The organism is Schaalia odontolytica, from assembly GCF_024584435.1.
GTDB lineage: Bacteria > Actinomycetota > Actinomycetes > Actinomycetales > Actinomycetaceae > Pauljensenia.
Genome location: NZ_CP102197.1, coordinates 926234 through 947408, shown reverse-complemented (window position 1 = coordinate 947408; position 21175 = coordinate 926234). Strand labels below are relative to the sequence as shown.

Genomic DNA, 21175 nt, shown 5'->3' with positions numbered 1-21175 from the left:
TAGCTCGCGGGTCGCGCCGGGTTGCATTCCGGCGTGCGAATCGGCTAGATTTGATCGTCGGCGCAACAAGCGCCAACGGGATCGTCAGAACATCAGAAAGCCCTCGGCAGTTTCGAGGCGGGATCCCGGTTACGAATACGAGAAGAGATGAGCTCCAACGTGGTCTACGCGATCGTCAAGGCTGGCGGCCGGCAGGAAAAGGTGTCCGTCGGTGACGTCGTCGTCGTCGACAAGCTGGCAGAGGAAATCGGTTCGAGCATTCAGCTCCAGCCGCTGATGCTGGTGGATGGCGACGCCATCACTGTTGACGCGGCCAAGCTGGGCAAGGTTTCCGTCAAGGCTGAAGTCGTTGATTCGGCCAAGGGTCCCAAGATTTCCATCATTAAGTACAAGAACAAGTCGGGCTACCGTAAGCGTCAGGGACACCGTCAGAAGATGTCGGTCGTCAAGATCACCGAGATCGCCTGAGTCCGACGTTCCCACGAGCAGAAAGTAGCAACTGATGGCACATAAGAAGGGCCTTGGTTCCTCCCGTAATGGTCGCGATTCGAACGCGCAGCGCCTCGGCGTCAAGCGCTACGGCGGCCAGCTGGTCAACGCCGGCGAGATCCTCGTTCGTCAGCGTGGCACCCACTTCCATCCCGGCGACGGCGTTGGCCGCGGCAAGGATGATACGCTGTTCGCCCTGCGCGCGGGAGCGGTCGAGTTCGGCCGCAAGCGCGATCGCAAGGTCGTCAGCGTTTCGCCGGTCTCTGCCTGAGACCGCGCGCTAAGGGCGTCCGGCGTTGCCGGACGCCCTTTTCCCATTTTACTTCGGTTGGCAGGAGCACCAGTGGCAGACTTCGTGGATCGCGTGACGCTGCACGCAGCGGGCGGAAACGGCGGAAACGGCGTGGCCTCGATTAAGCGTGAAAAGTTCAAGCCGCTGGCCGGCCCTGATGGCGGAGACGGCGGTAACGGCGGGTCGGTGATCCTTGAGGTGAGTCCTCAGGAAACGACGTTGCTCAGCTACCACCGTAGCCCGCACCGCCGCGCCGACAGCGGTACCGCTGGCATGGGCGACTTCCGTCAGGGCAAGAACGGCGCGGACATCGTCCTGCCTGTTCCCGATGGAACGGTCGTGAAGTCCATGTCGGGCGAGCTTCTCGCCGATCTGACCGGTACTGGAGCGCGCTTCGTCGTGGCTGAGGGCGGTCGCGGTGGCCTGGGCAACGCCGCTCTGGCCTCGAAGGCCCGCAAGGCACCGGGTTTTGCTCTGCTGGGCGAGCCGGGCGAGGAGCGCGATGTCGTGCTCGAGCTGAAGTCCGTCGCCGACGTCGCGCTGGTCGGCTTCCCGTCGGCGGGCAAGTCCTCGCTGATCGCTGCGCTGAGCTCGGCGCGCCCCAAGATCGCCGACTACCCGTTCACCACTCTCGTGCCCAACCTTGGTGTGGTCTCAGCTGGCGATACGCGGTACACGGTCGCTGACGTTCCCGGTCTGATTCCCGGAGCGTCTCAGGGGCGAGGACTTGGACTGGACTTCCTGCGCCACATCGAACGATGTGCGGTCATCGTCCACGTGCTCGACACGGCTGCCTTCGAGACAGATCGTGAGCCCGTTGAGGACCTGCGCATCATCGAGGCGGAGCTTGAGGCCTACCAGGGAGACCTCACTCAGATCGAGGGCTATGTTCCGATCATGCAGCGCCCGCGCGTCATCGTGCTGAACAAGATCGACGTTCCGGACGGCCGTGACCTGGCTGAGATCACTCGCCCGGACCTCGAGTCCTTCGGTTGGCCCGTGCTCGAGGTGTCGGCCGTGTCCCACGAGGGGCTCAAGGAGCTGTCGTTTGTACTGGCCGACATTGTCGAGGAGGAACGGGGGAAGCGTCCCGCCCTCGAGGCCGCTCGCCCCGTTATCCGTCCGAAGGCGGTTGGACGCAGCGTGGAGATCACGGTACGCAAGACCCGCAAGGACGGCGAGGACGTCTTCCAGGTCCGCGGCGACAAGCCCGAGCGTTGGGTGCGTCAGACCGACTTCGCCAACGACGAGGCCGTGGGCTACCTGGCGGATCGCCTGAATGCCGCGGGCGTCGAGGACCAGCTGATGAAGGCCGGTGCCGTCGCAGGAGACACCGTGGTGATCGGTGATCTCGACGGGGGCGTGGTCTTCGATTGGGAGCCGACGCTCACCACTGGGCCCGAGTTGCTGGGGTCGCGCGGCACCGACCTGCGCCTGGATCAGAACGCGCGCCCGAGCCGTAAGGAACGGCGCGAGGTCTACCATCAGGTCATGGATGCCAAGAGTGCGGCCCGTGACGAGCTGTGGACCGAGCGCGAGGCGGGCCACTGGACCGACGCCTCGGATCAGTCATGAACGGTATCCGGGCGGCGTCCCGCATCGTCGTCAAGATCGGTTCGTCTTCCCTGACGCGACCCGACGGCGGGCTGGATCTCAACCGCATTGATGCCGTCGCCAGGCTCGTGTCACGCTGGCGTGGCAGGGACCGCGAGGTTCTCATCGTCTCCTCGGGAGCGGTTGCTGCGGGCCTCGATCCCCTGGGGTTTTCCTCCAAGCCTAAGGACCTTCCCAGCGTTCAGGCTGCTGCCGCGATGGGCCAGGGTCTGCTCATGGCCCGATGGACGGCGGCCTTTCACGCGCATCACCTGGATGCGGCTCAGGTTCTGCTCACGACGGAGGACGTGATGCGCAGGGACCACTACACCAATGCCCGAGCCGCGCTCGTACGGCTGCTCGGCCTCGGCGTCGTTCCGATCCTCAACGAGAATGATGCCGTGACGACTCGGGAGTTGCGCTTTGGCGACAACGACCGGGTGGCGGCGCTCATCGCGCAGATGGTTCAGGCTGATGCGCTCGTCCTCCTGACGGACGTTGACGGCCTCTACACCGCTCCTCCGGATCACCCGGGATCAAAGTTGATTGAACGCGTGAGTGGGCCCGATGATCTGATGAGCGTTCTCGTCACCGGTGCCGGCTCGCGCGTGGGGACCGGAGGTATGGCCACGAAGGTCCAGGCGGCGATGCTGGCCACGGCCAGCGGCATTGGCGTGCAGCTGGCGTGTGCGGACGATCTGGAGGCAGTCCTGTCGGGCGAACGCGTGGGAACATGGTTTGAACCCTCGCGGCAGCGTCCGGCGTCGCGGCGCCTGTGGATCGCTCACGCCGCCCCCTCACGCGGGGAGCTCATCGTTGACGAGGGCGCGGCCAGGGCGATCACGGAGCGCAAGAAGTCGCTCCTGGTCGCGGGCGTACGAAAGGTGCTCGGCCACTTTGATGCTGGTGATGTCGTCGACGTCGCCTCGCCGACCGGATTGATCGCACGCGGCGTCTGCGGCTACGACTCCGATACGCTTGCCCAGATCGCCGGAGCGAGCATCAACGAGTTGCGGCTGGCGGGCCATGAGCATCCCAGGCCCGCTATTCACCGGGATGATCTGGCCGTGTTGGGCGACGCATTTGGAACCGTCGCACCAGACTGATCGGCTTTGAGCGCGCTTGTATGTCATGATGGCCGGGTGGATACTCCTGCTGATATTTCCCAGGTGACCGATGCCGCACGCGCGGCGGCTCGCGTTCTCGCCAATGCTCCGACACAGCTGAAGAATCGGGGTCTGGAGGCTATTGCGGCGGCGCTGATTGAACGCGCCGACCAGATTCTGGCGGCTAATGCCGAGGACCTGGCGCGTGGCCGCGCCGAGCAGATGAGCGACGGCCTGCTTGACCGCCTCGCGCTGAATACGGATCGTCTCCGGTCGATCGCCGAGGCTGTCCGCGAGATCGTTGCCCTTCCGGACCCAATCGGTCAGGTCGTTCGAGGAGGGCGAACCGAGATCGGCCTGCGGGTCACGCAGGAGCGCGTCCCGCTCGGGGTTGTCGGTATCATCTACGAGGCTCGCCCCAACGTCACCATTGATGCCGCTGCCCTTGCCCTGAAGGCAGGCAACGCCGTGATCCTGCGAGGGGGAAGCGCTGCGCAGGCATCGAATCGCGTCCTCATTGACGTGTGCCGGGACGCCCTGTCCTCCGTTGGCCTGCCCCCGGACGCGATCTCCACGGTGGACCCGTGGGGAAGAGGCGGGGCACGGGCCATGATGCGTGCACGAGGCGCTATCGACGCCCTCATTCCCCGAGGTGGAGCGGGCCTCATCAATGCGGTGGTCGAGGAGTCTCGAGTGCCCGTCATCGAAACAGGGACCGGTAACTGCCACGTGTACGTGGATGCGTCGGCCGACTTGGAGGCGGCCGAGGCGATCATCATGAACGCGAAGACGCAGCGGGTGGGCGTGTGTAATGCCGCCGAGACGCTGCTCGTCCACGCCGACGTGGCTCCCCGATTCCTCGTTGCGGCGGTGACCAGGCTGACGACCGCCGGCGTGACGATCCACGCGGATGACGCCACCCGCGCCATCATCGCTGGAAACCCCTCCATTGATGCCGACATGATTGTCGAAGCGACCGAGGCCGACTGGGAGACCGAGTACCTCTCGATGGATCTTGCCGTGGGCGTCGTTGCGAGCGTCGATGAGGCGGTTGAACATATTCGCCGGTACTCCTCCGGACACACGGAGGGGATCGTCGCCAGCGATGTGCGCACCATCGCGGCGTTCCGGTCGGGCGTTGATGCTGCCGCAATCGCGATTAACGCCTCTACTCGCTTCACGGACGGAGGCCAACTCGGCCTCGGCGCCGAGGTGGGGATCTCGACGCAGAAGCTTCACGCGCGCGGACCGATGGGGCTCGGTGAACTCACGACAACCACGTGGGTCTACGAGGGCGATGGAACGATCCGACCGTGACGGCACAGGCCAGCGACCAGGCCGCGACCGGGCGGTCCGAGCAGATCGAGAAGACCACGGAGGCAACTGCTGGGGCGACTGCGGCGCCGGCCTCGCCCCAGAATCCGCCGCGCGCGCTGCGCAGGCGGCGAGCGATTGGGATCATGGGCGGAACCTTCGACCCGATTCACCACGGGCACCTCGTTGCCGCCTCGGAGGTCATGGACGTCTACGGTCTCGATCAGGTGGTCTTCGTTCCGGCCGCTGTGCAGCCCTTCAAGGCGAGCCGACGTGTGACGTCGGCGGAGCACCGCTACCTGATGACGGTGATTGCCACGGCCTCCAATCCGCGCTTTGCCGTCTCGCGCGTGGATATCGACCGCGGGGGGACGACCTACACGATTGATACCCTGGCCGATCTAGCGCAGGAGTATCCGGACTCGGACTTCTATTTCATCACCGGCGCGGACGCGCTGGCGCAGATCGCGCAGTGGAAGGACGCTGATAAGCTCTTCGAGCAGGCTCACTTCATCGGCGTGACCCGTCCCGGTCACAACCTCTCCGATCCGGGGCTTCCGCGCGAGTCCGTGTCCCTGCTGGAGGTGCCCGCGATGGCGATCTCTTCCACCGACTGTCGCTCTCGCGTCGAGGACGGCAAGCCCGTGTGGTATTTGGTCCCCGACGGAGTCGTCCAATACATCAACAAGTACGGCCTGTACCGGTCCTGAGATTCAAGGAGAAACGTGACTCTTCCCGACGCCACCTCGCAGTTGGCTTCCCTCGCCTCGCGCGCCGCGGATGATCGCGGCGGTCTGAACCCGGTCCTGGTGGATGTGACGAGCAAGCTGGCGCTGGCGGATGCGTTTGTCGTTGTCTCCGCTCCGACGCAGCGTCAGGTGCGGGCAATCGCCGAGGACATCATGGACCGCGTGTGGGAAGACTACGGACGGCGCCCCACCCACATTGAGGGCCGCGCGGAGGGAACGTGGGTGCTCCTGGACTACTCGGAGCTCCTCGTGCACGTTCTGCTGGAGGAGGAACGAGAGTTCTACGCGATCGAACGCCTGTGGGGGGATTGCCCCGCAGTGCCGATTGGCGTCGACACGGACGAGGCGCGGGCGGCAGCCGCCAAGCGTGCCGCCGCGCACGGTGTTGAGGAGTCGGTGTGAGCGCCTCGAGGATCGTCCTGCTGCGCCACGGCCAGACTGACTTCAACCTGCAGCGGCGTTTTCAGGGGCGTATTGACATGCCCTTGAACGAGGCCGGGCGAGGACAGGCTGCCGGTGCCGCTGGCGTCCTCGTGAGTCGCCTGTGCGAGCCCAGCGCCGAGGTGGGCATGTTCGCTTCCGCGCCGCGTCGCTCCTACGACGATGGGGGAGTGCGCCTGGTGAGCTCGCCGCTGGGCAGGGCTCTCGACACGGCGAGGATCGTTGCTCGTGTCTTTGAGATCGCGGGCTATCCGTGCGATGGTCCCCGCATCGATGAGCGGCTCACCGAGCGCTTCTACGGGCGTTTCGAGGGCAAGACATACGAGGAGATTGACGCGCAAGAGCCGCAGGCATCGCGGCAATATCGGGTGAGCGGAGAGAGCGAGGAGGCCCAGGTGGAGCGTTCCGAGGTCGTGGGGGCTCGCGTGCGCGAAGCGGTCCTGGAGGCTGCGGGCGATTGCGGCGGGGATCAGTCGTTGATCGTGGTCTCTCACGGCGCGGCAATTGCCCGGGGGATCGTGTCTCTGCTGGGCTTGGATCCGGCGGTCTTCAACGGGTTGCGCGGGGTGGATAACTGCCACTGGTCGGAGCTTGTTCCCGTGGGAGAGTCGAGTGTCAAGAGTGCTGCTCGTTGCGGATGGCGGCTCGCCTCGCACAACATCGGATCTCGGGAGGACATCTTGGGCGCGTAGGCGTGCGGCGGCCTTGCGCGCCGTGCGTGTGACGAGCGGCACTGGATGTGCGTTTGCCTTTCTCTCAAAGCGTCCGCTATCATTTATGAGGTCGCCACGGCGACGAAGCAAATACGGGGCTATGGCGCAGTTGGTAGCGCGCTTCCATGGCATGGAAGAGGTCGGGGGTTCGAATCCCCCTAGCTCCACAGATGGGCCGATACTCACCTTGTGAGTGTCGGTCTTTTGTGTGCCCGATGCTGTGGTGGGGCATGGGTCGTTTCATGGTGGTCAGCCGCGCGCCACCGCAGATAACGTTTTGGTATCGACATGTGGGATGAGCATCTTCTGTCAATCTGAAAAAGCATTGAAACTACGTAGGTTTTTGCGTAAATGGTTGTCAAGTCGAGTTTGAAGATATGCGTACCGCGTGGAAAAATTTGTCTGTCTCTGTTTCATAGTGTTAGGCCGGTACTCAATGTCGTTCCAGCTCACTCGCACGCACACGTCGGTTGTCTTGGCGGCCACCACGATCGCTGCGTCTCTCGTCGTCATTCCCTCCCTGGCTGAGGGAACCGGTTCCTCCGACGATTCCTTCTGCTCCGCCCTGGTCGGCGCCCAGGGGCGCATCAGCGACGAATACAATCCCGTGCTGGCGCGCTATGCTGCGGCGGCCGAGGGGAAGGCGGCGTCCTTTGCGGCCGATCCCGCCCGAGAGGCCCAGCTGCGACGTGCGCTGTCGGACGCGCAGGCGGCCCTCGAGTCCGCCAAGGCGGGTGCGAACCAGCCCAATCCCTCGGTCGGGGATGCTCCCGCTCGTGAGGCCGCGCCTGAGCGGGGCCTCGACTGGGTCGACTGGTCGAAGGTGGATGATGCGACGCAGGTGCGCATCATCGAGGCGCTCATCGTGCAGAAGATGAACGTCTATCGCGCCAACGCTGGGCTCCCCGAGCTGGTTGTCTCCGATACGGTGACTCTCGATGCTCGCGCCTGGAGCCAGCACATGTCCGATACCGACGACTTCAACCACGATCCGGACTACAAGTTCCTGGGTGTCGGCAAGCTCGACGGGGGAGACACCACCTACGCCGGTGAGAACATCGCCTACAACCACCGTGAGAACTTCGGCGACAAGTGGGGCGCGTACGGTACCTCGAAGAATCCGATGCAGGCCGCGGATGCGCTTTTCGAGCAGTGGAAGAACTCTCCGGGTCACGACAAGAACATGCTCGCTCAGAACAACGTCGTGGGCGTTGGAGTTCACATTGCCAAGCACGGTCAGTACACCCGTATCTACGGCACCCAGAAGTTCTACGGTCTCAGTGGAGGGACGCCCAACGCGGCGCGCTTCCATACGACCGGTGACGTGGCAGGCGCCTACGGTTTCGACAGCGGCGCCTTCCGGGCCAACAACACCAACTACGTGTCCGGGCTCGCCGGTTCGGGCGAGGAGCAGCGCGCCAACTCGTGGCAGAACAAGGTCGGCGCGCTACCGGGCAGCGTGCTTCCCGTGGCCCTGACTGACATGCCTGCCAAGGCGGGATCTGAGGGGGCAGGGGCTGCGACGCCAGCCCCTGAGGGGAGCGCGGCCTCGGTCGATGCCTCCCGTGCCCTCGCTGACGCTCAGGCCGCAGTAGATCGCGCACAGGCCGAACTGGACGCCTACCTGGCCACCTCCGCGGGCGAGCAAACGTCGGCGAACCTTGCCGACATCGATGCGCAGCTCGATCGCGTTGCGGACGCCATTGCCTCGGCCACCACGGTCCATCCCGAAAAAGACGGTGGCGTGACCGTGCGTGGCGACGGGCATGCGGGTCGCTACCTGACGGCAAACGAGTATCGCGACGCCCTGACGAGCTGCACGACGATCACGGTCAGCCCCAAATCGTCCGCGCCCGCCTCGCCCAGCGAGGGAAGCGGTGTGGCCGCCGATCCCTCGGTGGGACAACCCGCTCCCGCGCCGAGCGCTTCCGCTGATCCTGGCGCGCCGGCTGCTTCTTCCCCTTCCGAGCCCGCCGCCCCGAGCGTTCCCTCCGCTGCCGGGGACGGAGGGAACACTGCGAGCGCGCCAGGCTCTTCGAACGGCTCCGAGCCAGTGCACGCTCGCACGAGCATTTCGTCCTCGGCGAGCCCGGCTGCGGTCGGATCTTCCGATGCGCCGTCGGCCTCCGAGGCGAGGAAACCCTCCCAGGCTCGTGCGCATGTGATTGCTGCGACGGGATCCTCAGCCCTGTGGGTTGGGGTTGGGGCTGTGGCCGTCCTGGTTGCCGGAGCAGGTGCCGTCGTGGCTTCCCGTCGAGCCAAGCGATAACATGAGCGGTCGGGCCGACGGGTCCGATCAGCGCCCCGCCGACATTGTGCATCGTCGGCGGGGCGCTGCGTTCCTGTGCGTGCGCACGCGTGTTGCCCGTTGGGGCTCGTTGTCCTGTGTCCGGACCTGCGCCCTGTTGGGGCCGGGCTTGTTCTCATGCCCGAGGCGCGGGTGGTCAACCGATGTGTCGAACCGAGGGATGCCGGTGAGTGAGGTGCTCTCTGTGTTTGACGCGCGCTCGTTGGTTACGATGATCTGAGGGTAAGGGGTTTCATTGTGCCCGGGAATTGCGGGAAAAGGCAGGGATGCGCGGGGTTGGCGTCGCTGGTGAGCCTCTTGTCAGGAGGGGCTTGCTTATCGACAAACTCTAGTATATACTAAGTAATGCATTACGCGGAAGTGTCATGAGGCTGCTTCGCTACGTTTTGAAGCAACACAGCTCGTTGCCTTCCAACCAACCATCACGAGAGGACTAGCTATGCGTCCCACTAATGCACGCAAGTTTATGATTGCGGCCCTGAGTGCTGCTGCCATTGTCGCCGGATCTGTCGTTCCCGCCTACGCGGTCGGCGAGCCCACCGAGGGTGCTGCCGCCGATAACGGTGCGGTCGCTGCCGAAGAGACGCCCGTCGCCGACGGTGCCGCCGAGGAAGGCCCGGCCGCCGACGGTGCCGCCACCGAAGATCCCGCTGACGAGGGTGACGACTCCGATGCTCCCGCCGCCTCCTGGAAGCAGGATTCCGTCGGCTGGTGGTTCGACCTCGGTGACGGCACGTACGCTATGAACGAGCAGGTCGAGATTGATGACAAGATCTACCGCTTCGACAGCCGCGGATACATGGTCACCGGCTGGTACAACCAGGAAGGCTCCTGGGAGTATTACGGTACCTCGGGGGATCAGGCCTTCGGCTGGCACCTGATCGGTGGAACCTGGTACTTCATGGATCCCGATCTGGGAACGATGCAGACCGGGTGGCTCGAAATTGATGGCTCCTGGTACTACATGAACGACTCCGGTGCCATGGTTACCGGCTGGAACGCGATCCACGGCTCCTGGTACTACATGAACGACTCCGGCGCCATGGTCACCGGCTGGAACATGATTCGCGGCTCCTGGTACTACATGAACGACAATGGTGCGATGCTGGACGGATGGGTCAAGGACGGCGAGCACTGGTACTACATGGACGCCTCCGGCGCCATGGTCACCGGCACCCGCTGGATCAACGGCGAACGCCACTGGTTCTACGGCAACGGTGTCTGGTGGGGCCTCTACCAGTGAGCGAGTGCTGCGGGTGAGGGAGTTCTCGCCACCGACAGCTTTGATACACGCGCGTGCCGACCTCGTCGCAACGAGGTCGGCACGCGTCGTACGGGAGACCGGGCGAGATTTTGACGCTGTAGCTTGGAAAGGATCTTCTCGGGCTGTACGCGAGGGGGCGCGACCATGCGGCCGCGCCCCCTCCTCACGCTTTGATGATGCGCCTACTCGGCGTCCACCGCCTGGTTGGCGATCTGGCGCTCGCACACGTCAATGTGCTCGCGCACGATGCGGATCAGCCCCGCCGACGCGTCCGCGTGCTCGTCGATCCACGACTTGCCGGCGGCGACCACGTCAACCTCGGGCAGGTAGCCCGCAAGGGCGCTCGGGAAGAGCAGCGTCGTGAGATCCTCGGCCGTGTGGAAGGTGAAGGTCTCCCAGATGCCGACAAGCGAGTCGAAGTACTCGCCCACGTAGGAAGCGTACGCGGACGGAGTCGTGCGAGCCTGCGCCCAGAAGCCCGAAATCATCGCCCAGCGGGTGTCATTGGGAATCGAGGTATCGGTCAGGACCTTGTCCCACACGTCTGCCTTGATCCACTCCCCGGCGCGCGCCGCGCGTGCGGCGGCCGCGTTCTGACGACCGGTCATCGTGTCGTCACTGGCCTCGAGTGCGGCAATGTCCTCCTCGGTGGCGGCGCCGCCGCGCACGAGCGCGACGAGCAGGCTCCACTTGAGGTCAACGTCCAGGTCGAGACCGTCCAGCGTCTGGGTGCCGTCGTAGAGTGCTCGGATGGCATCGAGCTGCTCGCTGCTGGTTGCGTTGCGCGCGGCAGCGGCGACGAGCATGCGCTGGGCGTCCGAGCCCGAAGCTGCGGTGCGGGCCAGGAGAAGCAGGCGACGGCCGGTGTCCTCCGAGGCCTCCTCGCGGCCCTCCGGGGCGACGAAGGTGCGCACCGCCTCGTCAATGTGGCGCAGAGTCAGCGTCAGCAGGCTCATGTTGTCCTCGACGGGGATCGAGGTCAGCGCCAGGTTGAGGTAGTCGCGGGCCTTCATTTCGCCGTCGCGGGTCATGTCCCAGGCGGCGGCCATGACGACCCCGCGCGTGAGTGAATCCGTGAACTTCGTGATGTTCGCGATCGCAAAAGCCAGGGAATCGGCGTCCAAGCGGACCTTCGCGTAACCCAAATCACCGTCGTTGACGAGGATGAAATCAGGGCGAGGCAGGCCGACCGCGGCCTCGACAACCGTCGACGCGCCGTCAACGTCGAGCTCTTCGCGGAAAGCTCGAGTGAGCGTGTCCTCGTCGGACAGGCTATAGCCGGCCACGCCAAGGCGATGGGGGCGCAGAGACGCTCCCTGCGAGAACGCCTCCTGCGTGATCTCCAGGCGCTCGATCGTTCCGTCTGGCGCCGCGGTGACCACGGGGCGCACAAGCGTGACGCCCGCTTCCTCGAGCCACACCTTCGACCAGGACTCCAGGTCGCGACCCGATGCGGACGCCAGCTCGGAGAGGAGGTCATCCAGGGTGGCATTGGCGTAGGAGTGCTTGGTGAGATACTCGTGCAGGCCGGCGAAGAACGCGTCGCGTCCCACGTAGGAGACGAGCTGGCGCAACACCGAGGCTCCCTTGGCGTAGGTGATGCCATCGAAGTTCACCTCAACGTCGGCCAGGTCACGGATCTCGGCGGTGATCGGGTGAGTAGTGGGCAGCTGGTCCTGCTTGAGGCCCCAGTCCTTGCGGACCATGAACCCGGTCCAGCCCTCGGTGTACTTGGTGGCCTCGGCCAGCGCCAGGTGGCTCATGAACTCGGCGAAAGACTCGTTGAGCCACAGGTCGTTCCACCACTTCATGGTGACCAGGTCGCCGAACCACATGTGCGCCAGCTCGTGAAGAATCGTGTTGGCGCGCGCCTCCATCTGTGCCTCCGTCGGGCGCGTACGGAACACGTAGGCGTCGCGGAAGGTCACGCACCCGGCGTTCTCCATCGCACCGGCGTTGTACTCGGGAACGAAGATCTGGTCGTACTTGGTGAAGGGGTAGGCGATGCCGTAGGCGCCTTCGAAGAACTCAAAGCCGCGACGGGTGATGTCCAGGATCTCGTCGGCGTCAAGATGGTCAACGATGGACGCGCGCGCGTAGACGCCCAGATCGATGGTGCGTCCATCGGAGGACGTGAGCGTCGAGGTGGTGCCCTCGTAGGGTCCCGCAACGATTGCGGTGATGTAGGTCGACATCTTCTCCGTGGTCGCGAAGCGGTACGTCCAGCTCTCGCCCTCCTCCTCAGGGGAGGGCGTGGGGGCGTTGGAGAACACCTTCCACCCCTTGGGTGCCTTAACGGTCAGCGTGAACGTGGACTTCAGGTCCGGCTGCTCGAAGGTCGTGTAGACGCGGCGCGCGTCCGGGACCTCGAACTGGGAGTAGGTGTAGGCCTGGCCATCAGCCGGGTCAACGAATCGGTGGAGTCCCTCGCCCGTGTGCATGTACTGGCACGAGGCATCGACCTCGAGGACGTTGTGCTCCTGAAGGTCCTCAAGCGCAATGCGGTTGTCCTGGTGGGCCGAGAACGGGTCGAGGGCATTGCCGTTGAGCGTGATGGAGTGGACGTTGTTGGACACCAGGTCCGCGAACGTGGAGGAGCCTTCGCGCGCGTCGAACTCGATGCGGGTGAATGAACCGAAGTCGGTGTCTCCGCGCGTGAGGTCCAGGGAGATCTCGTAGCGGGTCACAGAGGAGATGATCGAGGCTCGCTCGGTCGCTTCCTCGCGAGTCAGGTTCAGGCCTGGCATGGGTTGCCTTTCCGTCGAAGGAATGAGAGCGCTGTCGCGCTCAACATTCCTATGTTGTCATGTGTTCTCGGTGATTGCGCAAGGCGCGCCACGTAATGTCGGCTGCCCCACTCTTTTACCAGATGGTAACGCGAAGCGAAGGGTCGAGCCACATCTGGTCGTCGGCTCGCACGTCGAAGGCCTCGGCGAAGGCATCGAGGTTGCGCAGCACCTGGTTGCAGCGAAATTCAGCGGGAGAGTGGGGATCAACGGCGAGCATCTGGCGGGCGAACTGGGGGCGGGTGGCGGTCCTCCACGCGCGCGCCCACGCGTAGAAGAAGCGTTGAGGCCCGGTCAGGCCGTCGATGACGGGCGCGTCCGAGGGGGTGAGGCCGCGCTCGGCCAGCGTCGCCGCCCACGCCTTCCACGCAATGGTGAGCCCGCCCAGGTCGCCGATGTTCTCGCCGATCGTGAGCGCGCCATTGACGTGGGGGATGGGGCCGGTGGAGTCATCGCGCTGCGCCTCCGTTTCCTCGGAAGACTCGGGGAGGAGGATGGCCGGCGTGAGGGCATCGTATTGCTCGATGAGTGCGCGGGTGCGCTCCTCGAAAGCCTCCCGGTCCGCGTCGGTCCACCAGTTCGACAGGTTTCCCTCGCCGTCGTAGCGCGAGCCCTGGTCGTCAAAGCCGTGCCCGATCTCGTGGCCGATGACGGCGCCGATCGCCCCGAAGTTGACGGCGTCGTCTGCCTGCGGATCGAAGAATGGGGGTTGGAGGATGGCGGCGGGGAAGACGATCTCGTTCTGAGTGGGGTTGTAGTAGGCGTTGACTGTCTGCGGAGTCATGTACCACTCGTCGCGATCGACCGGCCCGGCGAGCTTTGCCCACTCCCGGTCGGTCGTGTGCGCGCTGGCAGCGCGCACGTTGTCCACGAGCGAGGCGTTGGGGTCCAGGTGCAGCGTCGAGTAGTCGCGCCACGTGACGGGATAGCCGATCTTGGGGTTGAAGGTCGCGAGCTTTGCTAGTGCCCTGTCCTTCGTCTCTTCGCTCATCCACTCGAGGCTGCGAATGGACTCCCCGTAGGCATCGAGGAGGCGACGCACCAGCGCATCCATCGCGTCCTTCGCGGCCGGCGGGAAGTGGCGAGCGACCCACGCTCGACCCATGGCCTCGCCCAGGTACGCCTCGATGACGCCCAGGGCGCGCTTCCAGCGCGGACGCAGCTCCTGTGTGCCCGACAGCGTGCGGCCGTGGAAGTCAAAGTTCTCCTCGACAAAGTCGCGTGACAGCAGGGAGGCTCGCGCGTCGATGACCGATGCCCGCAGCCACTCTTTCAGGGTGTCCAGGTCCGTGTGCGCCCAGACGTTGGCTGCCCCCCTCAGGTAGTCGGGTTGATCGACGTTGACGACGAGGCCATCGCACGGCATGTGCGATCCGCGTGCCCAGGCCTCCCAATCGAAACCGGGGGCGAGCGAGGGGAGCTGTGCCCACGGGGTCGGATTGTCCGACAGGAGAGGGTTGCGGTTGGACACCGAGTCGCGATGGTGCGAGGCCAACGCGGTCTCGAGGGCCATGATCCGAGCCGAGGCGTCCTCGGCATCGGAGCATCCGGCCAGAGCCAAGAGCCTGGCAGTGTGAGCGACGTACGCCTCGCGGATGGGAGCGTAGTCCTCCTGTCGGTAGTAGGCCTCGTCGGGCAGGCCGATGCCGGACTGAACGAGGGAGACCATGTAGCGAGACGAGTCGTGGGGGTTCGTGCCGACGTACGCCCCGACGAGTCCGCCGACGCCTTCGCGCATCAAGGCCCCCATGGTCTGGGCCAGCTCCTCGCGACACGTGCACGCGTCGATGGCAGCGAGCTCGGCTCGCAGGGGAGCCGCCCCCGCGGCGTCGATTGCCTCCTCGCCGAGGAACTGGGTCCACAGGGTCGCGATGCGCGCAGCGTCGGGATCCTTCAGGGCGCCGGAGGCGGCGTCCTGGGCGATGTCGCGGGCGTACTTCTCGGAGGCGTCGCGCAGCGCGTGGAAGGCCCCGTCCATCGGACGATCCGCCGGGATCGTGTGGGTCGCGAGCCAGGTGCCGTTGACGTGACGGTAGAAGTCGTCCTGGGGGCGCACGGTGGTGTCGATGTTCGCGGTCTCGAGGACTCTGGCCAGCAGTGTGTTCGTCATGCCTTAACTGTAGGGGGAGGGAGGCGATTGGCGCTGAGGCACCGTTGCGCGCGGTCGCGGACGAGCCATTTACGTGACGGTGATGGGTCGTTATTCCTCGCGCTGCCCGGCAATTGTCGAGGTCAGTGCGGATGTGTGTCAGGCGTCGAGCGGTCCTGCACATCTGTGCATCCTTGTGTGTGCATTCGTGCAACGCGCCTGTGGTGGAGCATGATGTATGTAGCACAGGTGCACAGCCTCAACCTCATGATGACGTGAAGGGAATGAACGGTGAAGACACTTCGCACTGACGTGTGCGTCATCGGTGGCGGATCCACCGGCGCCGGAGTAGTCCGCGACGTCGCGATGCGCGGCTTCTCCGTAGTCCTCGTTGACCGGGCAGACATCGCCCAGGGGACCTCGGGTCGCTTCCACGGCCTCCTCCACTCGGGCGCCCGCTACATCGCCTCCGACCCCGAGTCGGCCACCGAATGCGCCGAAGAAAATGAGATCGTCAAGCGCATCAACTCCAACGCTATCGAGGCCACGGGAGGCCTCTTCGTGACGACCGCCTACGACGAGGAAGACTACGCGGACCAGTTCCTCGCCCGCGCCGCCGCCGCGAAGGTTCCCGCCGCCGAGATCTCCGTCGCCGAAGCGCTCAAGCGCGAACCTCGGCTAGACCCGCGCATCAAGCGGGCGTTTGCGGTGGAGGACGGGACCGTCGATGGATGGCAGATGGTGTGGGGAGCGATCCGCTCCGCGCAAGCCTACGGCGCTCACGTCCTGACCTACCATCGCGTGACCTCCATCGAACGCGACGGCGATCGCGTTGCCGCGGTCATCGTACGCGACGAGAGGGCGGGCGAAGATCTGCGCATCGAGTGCGGCTTTGTCCTCAACTGCGGCGGCCCGTGGGCGGGACAGATTGCCGCGATGGCCCAGTGCCACGGCGTCGATGTCGTCCCCGGAGCGGGCATCATGATCGCCATGAACCACCGCCTCAGCCACTCGGTTCTCAACCGGTGCATCTGGCCCGCCGACGGCGACATCCTGGTGCCAGATCACACGGTGTGCATCATCGGCACCACCGACCTGAAGGCCGAGGACCCGGATCGGCTCTCCATCCCCGCCGACCAGGTCCAGCAGATGCTCGATTCCGGCGAGGCCATGGTGCCCGGATTCCGTAAGGCTCGCGCGGTGCACGCCTGGGCGGGCGCGCGCCCCCTCATCAAAGACTCGCGGGTCTCCGACACCGACACCCGTCACATGGCCCGCGGCATGAGCATCATCGACCACAACACCCGCGACGGCATCTACGGGATGCTCACGATCGCCGGTGGCAAGCTCACCACCTACCGGCTCATGGCCGAACGCATCGTCGACATCATGTGCGCCGAGATGGGGGAGCAGCGCCCCTGCACGACGGCCACCGAGGCCGTCCCGCCCGCCAAGGAAGCCCGCCTCTACACGATCGGCCACCGCCTCGACAACGTGGAATCACGCAACGAGGGTCCCTCCCACGAGCAGATCATCTGCGAGTGCGAGATGGCCACCCGAAGCATGCTCGAGAAGGTCATGGACACCCTGCCCAAGGGGCAACTGGACGACGTGCGACGCCAGATGCGGCTCGGGATGGGCCCCTGTCAGGGAGGCTTCTGCTCCCAGCGGGCCGCCGGCATCGCACATGAGCGCGGAGATATCGACTCGATGCGCGCCAACGCGCTCCTTCGCCTCTTCCTCAAGAACCGCTGGATAGGCCTGTGGCCCATCCTGTACGGCAAGCAGGCCAGGCAGGCCGCGTTGGATGCCTGGATTCACGAGGGCACGCTCGACGTCGAGCACCTGCCCGTCCCGAAGCAGGAGGTCCTCCGATGAGAGACGTCGTCGTGATCGGCGCAGGCATGGCCGGACTGGCCGCCGCGATCAAAGCCGCCGACGCAGGCCTGAGCGTCACCCTCATCTCCAAGGGAGTGGGGGGCATCCAGCTGGGTGCGGGCACCGTCGACATCCTCGGATACGGTCCCGACCCGATCGAGCGTCCCCTCGATGCACTTGCCGCGCATGTGGCCTCCCGCCCCACCCACCCCTACGCTCACCTCAGCCCCGAGCGCGTGGGTTCTGCCGTCGCATGGCTGCGCGACACCGTCGGCCCCGACGCCCTCGTCGGCGACGAAAACCGCAACGTGCGTATCCCCACCGGCGTCGGAGCGCTGCGCCCGACCTGCCTCATCCCCCCCTCCATGGAGGCCGGCATCCCCCGAGCGGGCGCGCGCTACGCCATCGTGGGGCTGGCGCGATTCAAGGACTTCTACCCCGGCCTCGTCGCCGAAAACATCTCGAGGCAGGCCGGTCCGGACTCTCAGCTCATCCGGGCGCGCGCCCTCAGCGTCGACTACGTTGCCCGCGACGGGGAGATCGACTCCACGGGCACCACCCACGCCCGAAGCCTCGACCACGAGGAGAACCGGGCTCGCCTGGCGGACCAGATCCGCCCCCTCCTGGACGATGCCGAGATCGTGGGCCTGCCGGCAGTGCTCGGCCTCGAGGACCCCAGCGCCTGGCGTGACCTGGCCGACAAGCTCGGCCACCCCGTCTTCGAAATCCCGATTCAACCCCCGAGCGTGCCGGGCATGCGACTGAACGCGCGCCTGAGCCGCCTCGCCTCGAGCAAAGCCCGCGTCATCGCGGGGTCCCCCATCACCGCGGTCCACACCAACCACGGACGGGTCGAGGCGGTCGAGTACGCCAGCGCGGGGCGCCCCACCACAGTTCCGACTCGCTCCCTGATCCTGGCGGCGGGAGGCTTCGAATCGGGCGCCCTCGACGTGGACTCCTACGGCACCGTGCGCGAGACCATCTGCGGCCTTCCCGTCATGGGCGCCCAGGGCCAGCTCCTGCATGCAGACTTCTGGGGAGAGGACCAGCCCCTCTTCCTGTCCGGCTTGGCCGTCAACGACTCGATGCGCGTCCTTGGCGCCGACTCCACGCCGGTCTACACCAACCTGTACGCGGCTGGCGGAAACCTAGCGGGAGCCACCCGCTGGCGCGAAAAGAGCGGCGAAGGAATCGCGCTGGCCAGCGCGCTCGCGGCAGTCGAGACGATCGTGGAGGAACTCTCATGACCCTGGAGATGTCAACGCTGATGGGCACAAGCGTCCACGAGGGTGACGTTTTGTCCCTCACGGGGGACGCTGCACTGCGAGCCAGCCTGGACGCGTGCGTCAAGTGCACGATCTGCGAGACGCAGTGCCCCGTCATGCGCGTCACCGATCTCTTCGGCGGCCCCAAATACTCCGGCCCGCAGGCCGAACGCTTCCGCAAGGACGGACAGATGGTGGACAAGTCCATCGACTACTGCTCCTCGTGCGGCACCTGCACGCTCGTGTGCCCGCAGGGAGTGAAGGTCACGGAACTCATCCACCACAGGCGCACCGCCATGAAGGAAGCCCACGGCATCCCGATGCGCGACCGTCTCATCGGACGCACGTCGCTGATCGGAACCATGATGACCCCCGTGGCGCCAATCGCGAACTGGGCGCTGGACGTTCAACCGATCCGCATGGCCATGGAAGCCATCATTGGAGTGCACCGCGCCGCACCGATGCCGCGCGCCTACGGACGAACCTTCGAATCCTGGTTCAAGAAGCACACGCCGCTGCCGACCTCTGGCACTCGCGGTCAGGTCATCTTCTTCCACGGGTGCGCCGGCCAGTACTTCGAGGTCGAGACCTCCATCCACTCGGTTCTTGTGCTCGAGCACCTCGGCTACGAGGTCCTCGTCCCCAAGCACGGCTGCTGCGGTCTGGCCCTGCAGTCCAATGGCCTGTACGACGACGCGCGCAAGTACGTCTCCAAGCTGACGAGAGACCTGCGCAGCGTCAACCGGGATGCACCCATCATCTCGGCGTCGGGGTCCTGCGGCGGGATGCTCCGCCACGAGGCCCACGAGATCCTGGAAATGGACACTGTCGAACTGCGCGACGTGGGCTCACGCACGTGGGACATCTGCGAGTTTCTGCTCCACCTGTACGATCAGGGCGAGCTGGACACGGACTTCCAGCGCATTGACGTCACCATTCCCTACCACGCTCCCTGCCAACTCAAGTCCCAGGGCATGGGCAAGCCCGCGATCGAGCTGATGAGCCTCATTCCCGGAGTCACCGTCAAGGACTCTGAGCAGCCCTGCTGCGGGATCGCCGGAACCTACGGGATGAAGAAGGAGAAGTACGCGATCGCCCAAGCGGTGGGTGCTCCCGTCTTCGACTTCATCAAGCAGGTCAACGCCGAGCTGGCGGCCTGCGACACGGAGACCTGCCGCTGGCAGCTGCGCACCGCAACGGGCGCGAACGTCGTTCACCCGATCTGGCTCATTCATAAGGCCTACGGCCTGCCCAACGGCTGAGGGCGAGTTGGCTTCCCCGGGCGCACGATAACGTGCATCCGGGGATACACTTGCAACCCATGAGCAACTCTCGCCGCGTCGTCGTCACAGGAGCCTCCACCGGAATCGGGCAGGCGACCGCCCGCCTCTTGGCAACGCGGGGCTGGAGGGTCGTGGCTGTGGCCCGGCGCCGCGAGCGCCTCGAAGCCCTCGCCACGGAGATCGGCTGCGAGTATTGGGCGGCGGATCTCACCGACGAAGCGCAGGTGGAGGAGCTGGCCGCCCATGTCCTGGACCGCGGGCACGTGGACGCCTTGGTCAACAACGCCGGAGGAGCCATCGGCGTTGACCCGGTTGCCGAGGCCGATCCCACCGCGTGGAGCGCGATGTTCGAGCGCAACGTGCTCACCGCGCTGCAGTGCACGCGCGCATTCCTGCCGACGATGCGCGCCAGGGGAGGGGACGTCGTCTTCCTGACCTCGACCGCCGCCCACGACACCTACCCGGGAGGCGGCGGCTACGTCGCCGCCAAGCACGCCGAGCGCGTCATCGCCAACACGCTGCGGCGCGAGCTCGTGGGTGAACCCGTGCGCGTCATCGAGATCGCCCCCGGAATGGTGCGCACCGAGGAGTTCTCCCTCAACCGACTCGGCTCTCGGGAAGCAGCCGACCGGGTCTACGAGGGGGGCGCGGAGCCGCTCGTTGCCGAGGACATCGCGGAAGCAATCGTGTGGACGCTGGAGCGGCCCCGCCACGTCAACATCGACTCAATGATCGTGCGTCCGCTCGCGCAGGCGACGAACACCGTCGTGGCCAGAACCTCGCCCCGAGCGTAGGAAGACCGTCCTCGTCGCTGAGGTGCCCCCACCGCCGAGGAAGGACCCGCGCGAGGCGCGCCTCGCCGCTTTCACGGGAAGAGCACAGGAGGGACACAACGCTCCCATACCGCGCGGTCCTATCGTCAGCGTTGAGACAACCACGTATCAGCAGAAAGGAGCTTGCCCGTGACGGACGAGCGCAAGAATCAGGCCGGCGAGTCCGAGCGCACCTCGATCCTGCCCCAGGCGGATGATCTGAGAGCGGATCGCACCGAGGAACTGCCGGCGAGCACGCCCCTCAACGAGACGACGCAGATGCCCGCCGCGCACGCCGATCCGGTTCCGGCGTACCGTGCGCCCACCGAAGAGAGCGCCCGGGGGCGCGAGCCGGAGGCGCGGGGCGACGGCCAGGCGCAGGAGGGGAGAGCTCCCTGGATCAAACGAGTCCTGGTAGCGGTGGTTGCCGTGGCTCTCCTGTCCGTGGGCTTCGGGGCAGGCATGATCACCCACGCGTCCATCGTCGGAGACGGCCAGGACTACTACGACCAGGGGTACCAGGACGGGTACTTCGACCGCGGTGACGAGGAAGACGAGGAATGGGAGTCCGATGAGAACGGCGGTCCGGGCCAGGACGAACGAGGCCCGGGCTCCTCGGGCGAGGACCCGGCCCAAGGCGACAACCAGGACACCCGCCCCGGCCCTCCCGGTCGCGATCGTTCGGGTGGCGCTTCGGGCCCCCGCGACGGCCACAGTACCCAGGGCGACGAGGACCCCTCGGCGCACGGCAACGCGAGCAACTAGGGCGAGCGGGCGCGCGAGACACGGCGTC

17 protein-coding genes and 1 tRNA gene are annotated in these 21175 nt (G+C 65.8%); 16 read left to right on the top strand and 2 right to left on the bottom strand.

The window, feature by feature from the left end; all coding sequences use genetic code 11:
* Positions 1 to 147 precede the first annotated feature (147 nt).
* From rplU to NQK35_RS04160, 11 genes are all read left to right on the top strand, one after another.
* On the top strand, positions 148 to 468 hold the full coding sequence (gene rplU / locus NQK35_RS04210; RefSeq protein WP_009211735.1) for a 50S ribosomal protein L21: 321 nt from the start codon (positions 148 to 150) through the stop codon (positions 466 to 468).
* A gap of 34 nt (positions 469 to 502) precedes the next feature.
* A complete protein-coding gene (gene rpmA / locus NQK35_RS04205; protein ID WP_003792637.1) occupies positions 503 to 760 on the top strand; it encodes a 50S ribosomal protein L27 in 258 nt (85 codons plus the stop codon).
* Positions 761 to 832: 72 nt separating this feature from the next.
* Positions 833 to 2356: a GTPase ObgE gene (obgE, locus tag NQK35_RS04200; RefSeq protein WP_257114639.1), complete on the top strand. Its 1524-nt coding sequence runs from the start codon at positions 833 to 835 to the stop codon at positions 2354 to 2356.
* Positions 2353 to 3480 (top strand): glutamate 5-kinase, encoded by a 1128-nt coding sequence (gene proB, locus NQK35_RS04195; protein ID WP_009211733.1) that lies wholly within the window; start codon positions 2353 to 2355, stop codon positions 3478 to 3480. Before obgE ends, proB begins: the two co-directional genes overlap by 4 nt.
* 36 nt (positions 3481 to 3516) lie before the next feature.
* A complete protein-coding gene (locus NQK35_RS04190; RefSeq protein ID WP_009211732.1) occupies positions 3517 to 4797 on the top strand; it encodes a glutamate-5-semialdehyde dehydrogenase in 1281 nt (426 codons plus the stop codon).
* A complete protein-coding gene (gene nadD / locus NQK35_RS04185; RefSeq protein ID WP_009211731.1) occupies positions 4794 to 5504 on the top strand; it encodes a nicotinate-nucleotide adenylyltransferase in 711 nt (236 codons plus the stop codon). The genes NQK35_RS04190 and nadD overlap by 4 nt, the downstream gene beginning before the upstream one ends.
* A 15-nt stretch (positions 5505 to 5519) precedes the next feature.
* Positions 5520 to 5945: a ribosome silencing factor gene (gene rsfS, locus NQK35_RS04180; protein WP_257114637.1), complete on the top strand. Its 426-nt coding sequence runs from the start codon at positions 5520 to 5522 to the stop codon at positions 5943 to 5945.
* On the top strand, positions 5942 to 6676 hold the full coding sequence (locus tag NQK35_RS04175; RefSeq protein WP_257114636.1) for a histidine phosphatase family protein: 735 nt from the start codon (positions 5942 to 5944) through the stop codon (positions 6674 to 6676). The genes rsfS and NQK35_RS04175 overlap by 4 nt, the downstream gene beginning before the upstream one ends.
* A gap of 115 nt (positions 6677 to 6791) precedes the next feature.
* Positions 6792 to 6864 (top strand) — tRNA-Ala (locus NQK35_RS04170).
* A gap of 269 nt (positions 6865 to 7133) precedes the next feature.
* Positions 7134 to 8966 (top strand): CAP domain-containing protein, encoded by a 1833-nt coding sequence (locus NQK35_RS04165; protein ID WP_257114635.1) that lies wholly within the window; start codon positions 7134 to 7136, stop codon positions 8964 to 8966.
* Positions 8967 to 9444: 478 nt separating this feature from the next.
* Positions 9445 to 10248, top strand: a complete 804-nt coding sequence (locus NQK35_RS04160) for an N-acetylmuramoyl-L-alanine amidase family protein (RefSeq protein ID WP_257114633.1) — start codon at positions 9445 to 9447, stop codon at positions 10246 to 10248.
* Between the two features lie 203 nt (positions 10249 to 10451).
* Here NQK35_RS04160 and pepN read toward each other — a convergent pair whose 3' ends face one another.
* Together pepN and NQK35_RS04150 are read right to left on the bottom strand one after the other, a co-directional pair.
* On the bottom strand, positions 10452 to 13016 hold the full coding sequence (gene pepN, locus NQK35_RS04155) for an aminopeptidase N (RefSeq protein WP_257114632.1): 2565 nt from the start codon (positions 13014 to 13016) through the stop codon (positions 10452 to 10454).
* A gap of 115 nt (positions 13017 to 13131) precedes the next feature.
* Positions 13132 to 15165, bottom strand: a complete 2034-nt coding sequence (locus NQK35_RS04150; RefSeq protein WP_257114631.1) for a M13 family metallopeptidase — start codon at positions 15163 to 15165, stop codon at positions 13132 to 13134.
* Between the two features lie 270 nt (positions 15166 to 15435).
* Between NQK35_RS04150 and glpA the strand changes: the two genes are divergently transcribed.
* The 5 genes from glpA (at position 15436) to NQK35_RS04125 (ending at position 21147) form a co-directional block, all read left to right on the top strand.
* Positions 15436 to 17022, top strand: coding sequence for an anaerobic glycerol-3-phosphate dehydrogenase subunit GlpA (gene glpA / locus NQK35_RS04145; RefSeq protein WP_257114630.1), 1587 nt, complete (start codon positions 15436 to 15438; stop codon positions 17020 to 17022).
* Complete coding sequence (glpB, locus tag NQK35_RS04140) at positions 17019 to 18269, top strand: glycerol-3-phosphate dehydrogenase subunit GlpB (RefSeq protein WP_257114629.1); 1251 nt, start codon at positions 17019 to 17021, stop codon at positions 18267 to 18269. Before glpA ends, glpB begins: the two co-directional genes overlap by 4 nt.
* Entirely contained in the window at positions 18266 to 19549 is a 1284-nt protein-coding gene (locus tag NQK35_RS04135) for an anaerobic glycerol-3-phosphate dehydrogenase subunit C (RefSeq protein ID WP_009211722.1), read from the top strand. Before glpB ends, NQK35_RS04135 begins: the two co-directional genes overlap by 4 nt.
* A gap of 59 nt (positions 19550 to 19608) precedes the next feature.
* Positions 19609 to 20364, top strand: coding sequence for an SDR family oxidoreductase (locus NQK35_RS04130; protein WP_257114628.1), 756 nt, complete (start codon positions 19609 to 19611; stop codon positions 20362 to 20364).
* A 168-nt stretch (positions 20365 to 20532) separates the two neighbouring features.
* On the top strand, positions 20533 to 21147 hold the full coding sequence (locus NQK35_RS04125; protein WP_257114627.1) for a hypothetical protein: 615 nt from the start codon (positions 20533 to 20535) through the stop codon (positions 21145 to 21147).
* The last annotated feature ends 28 nt before the right edge of the window (positions 21148 to 21175 follow it).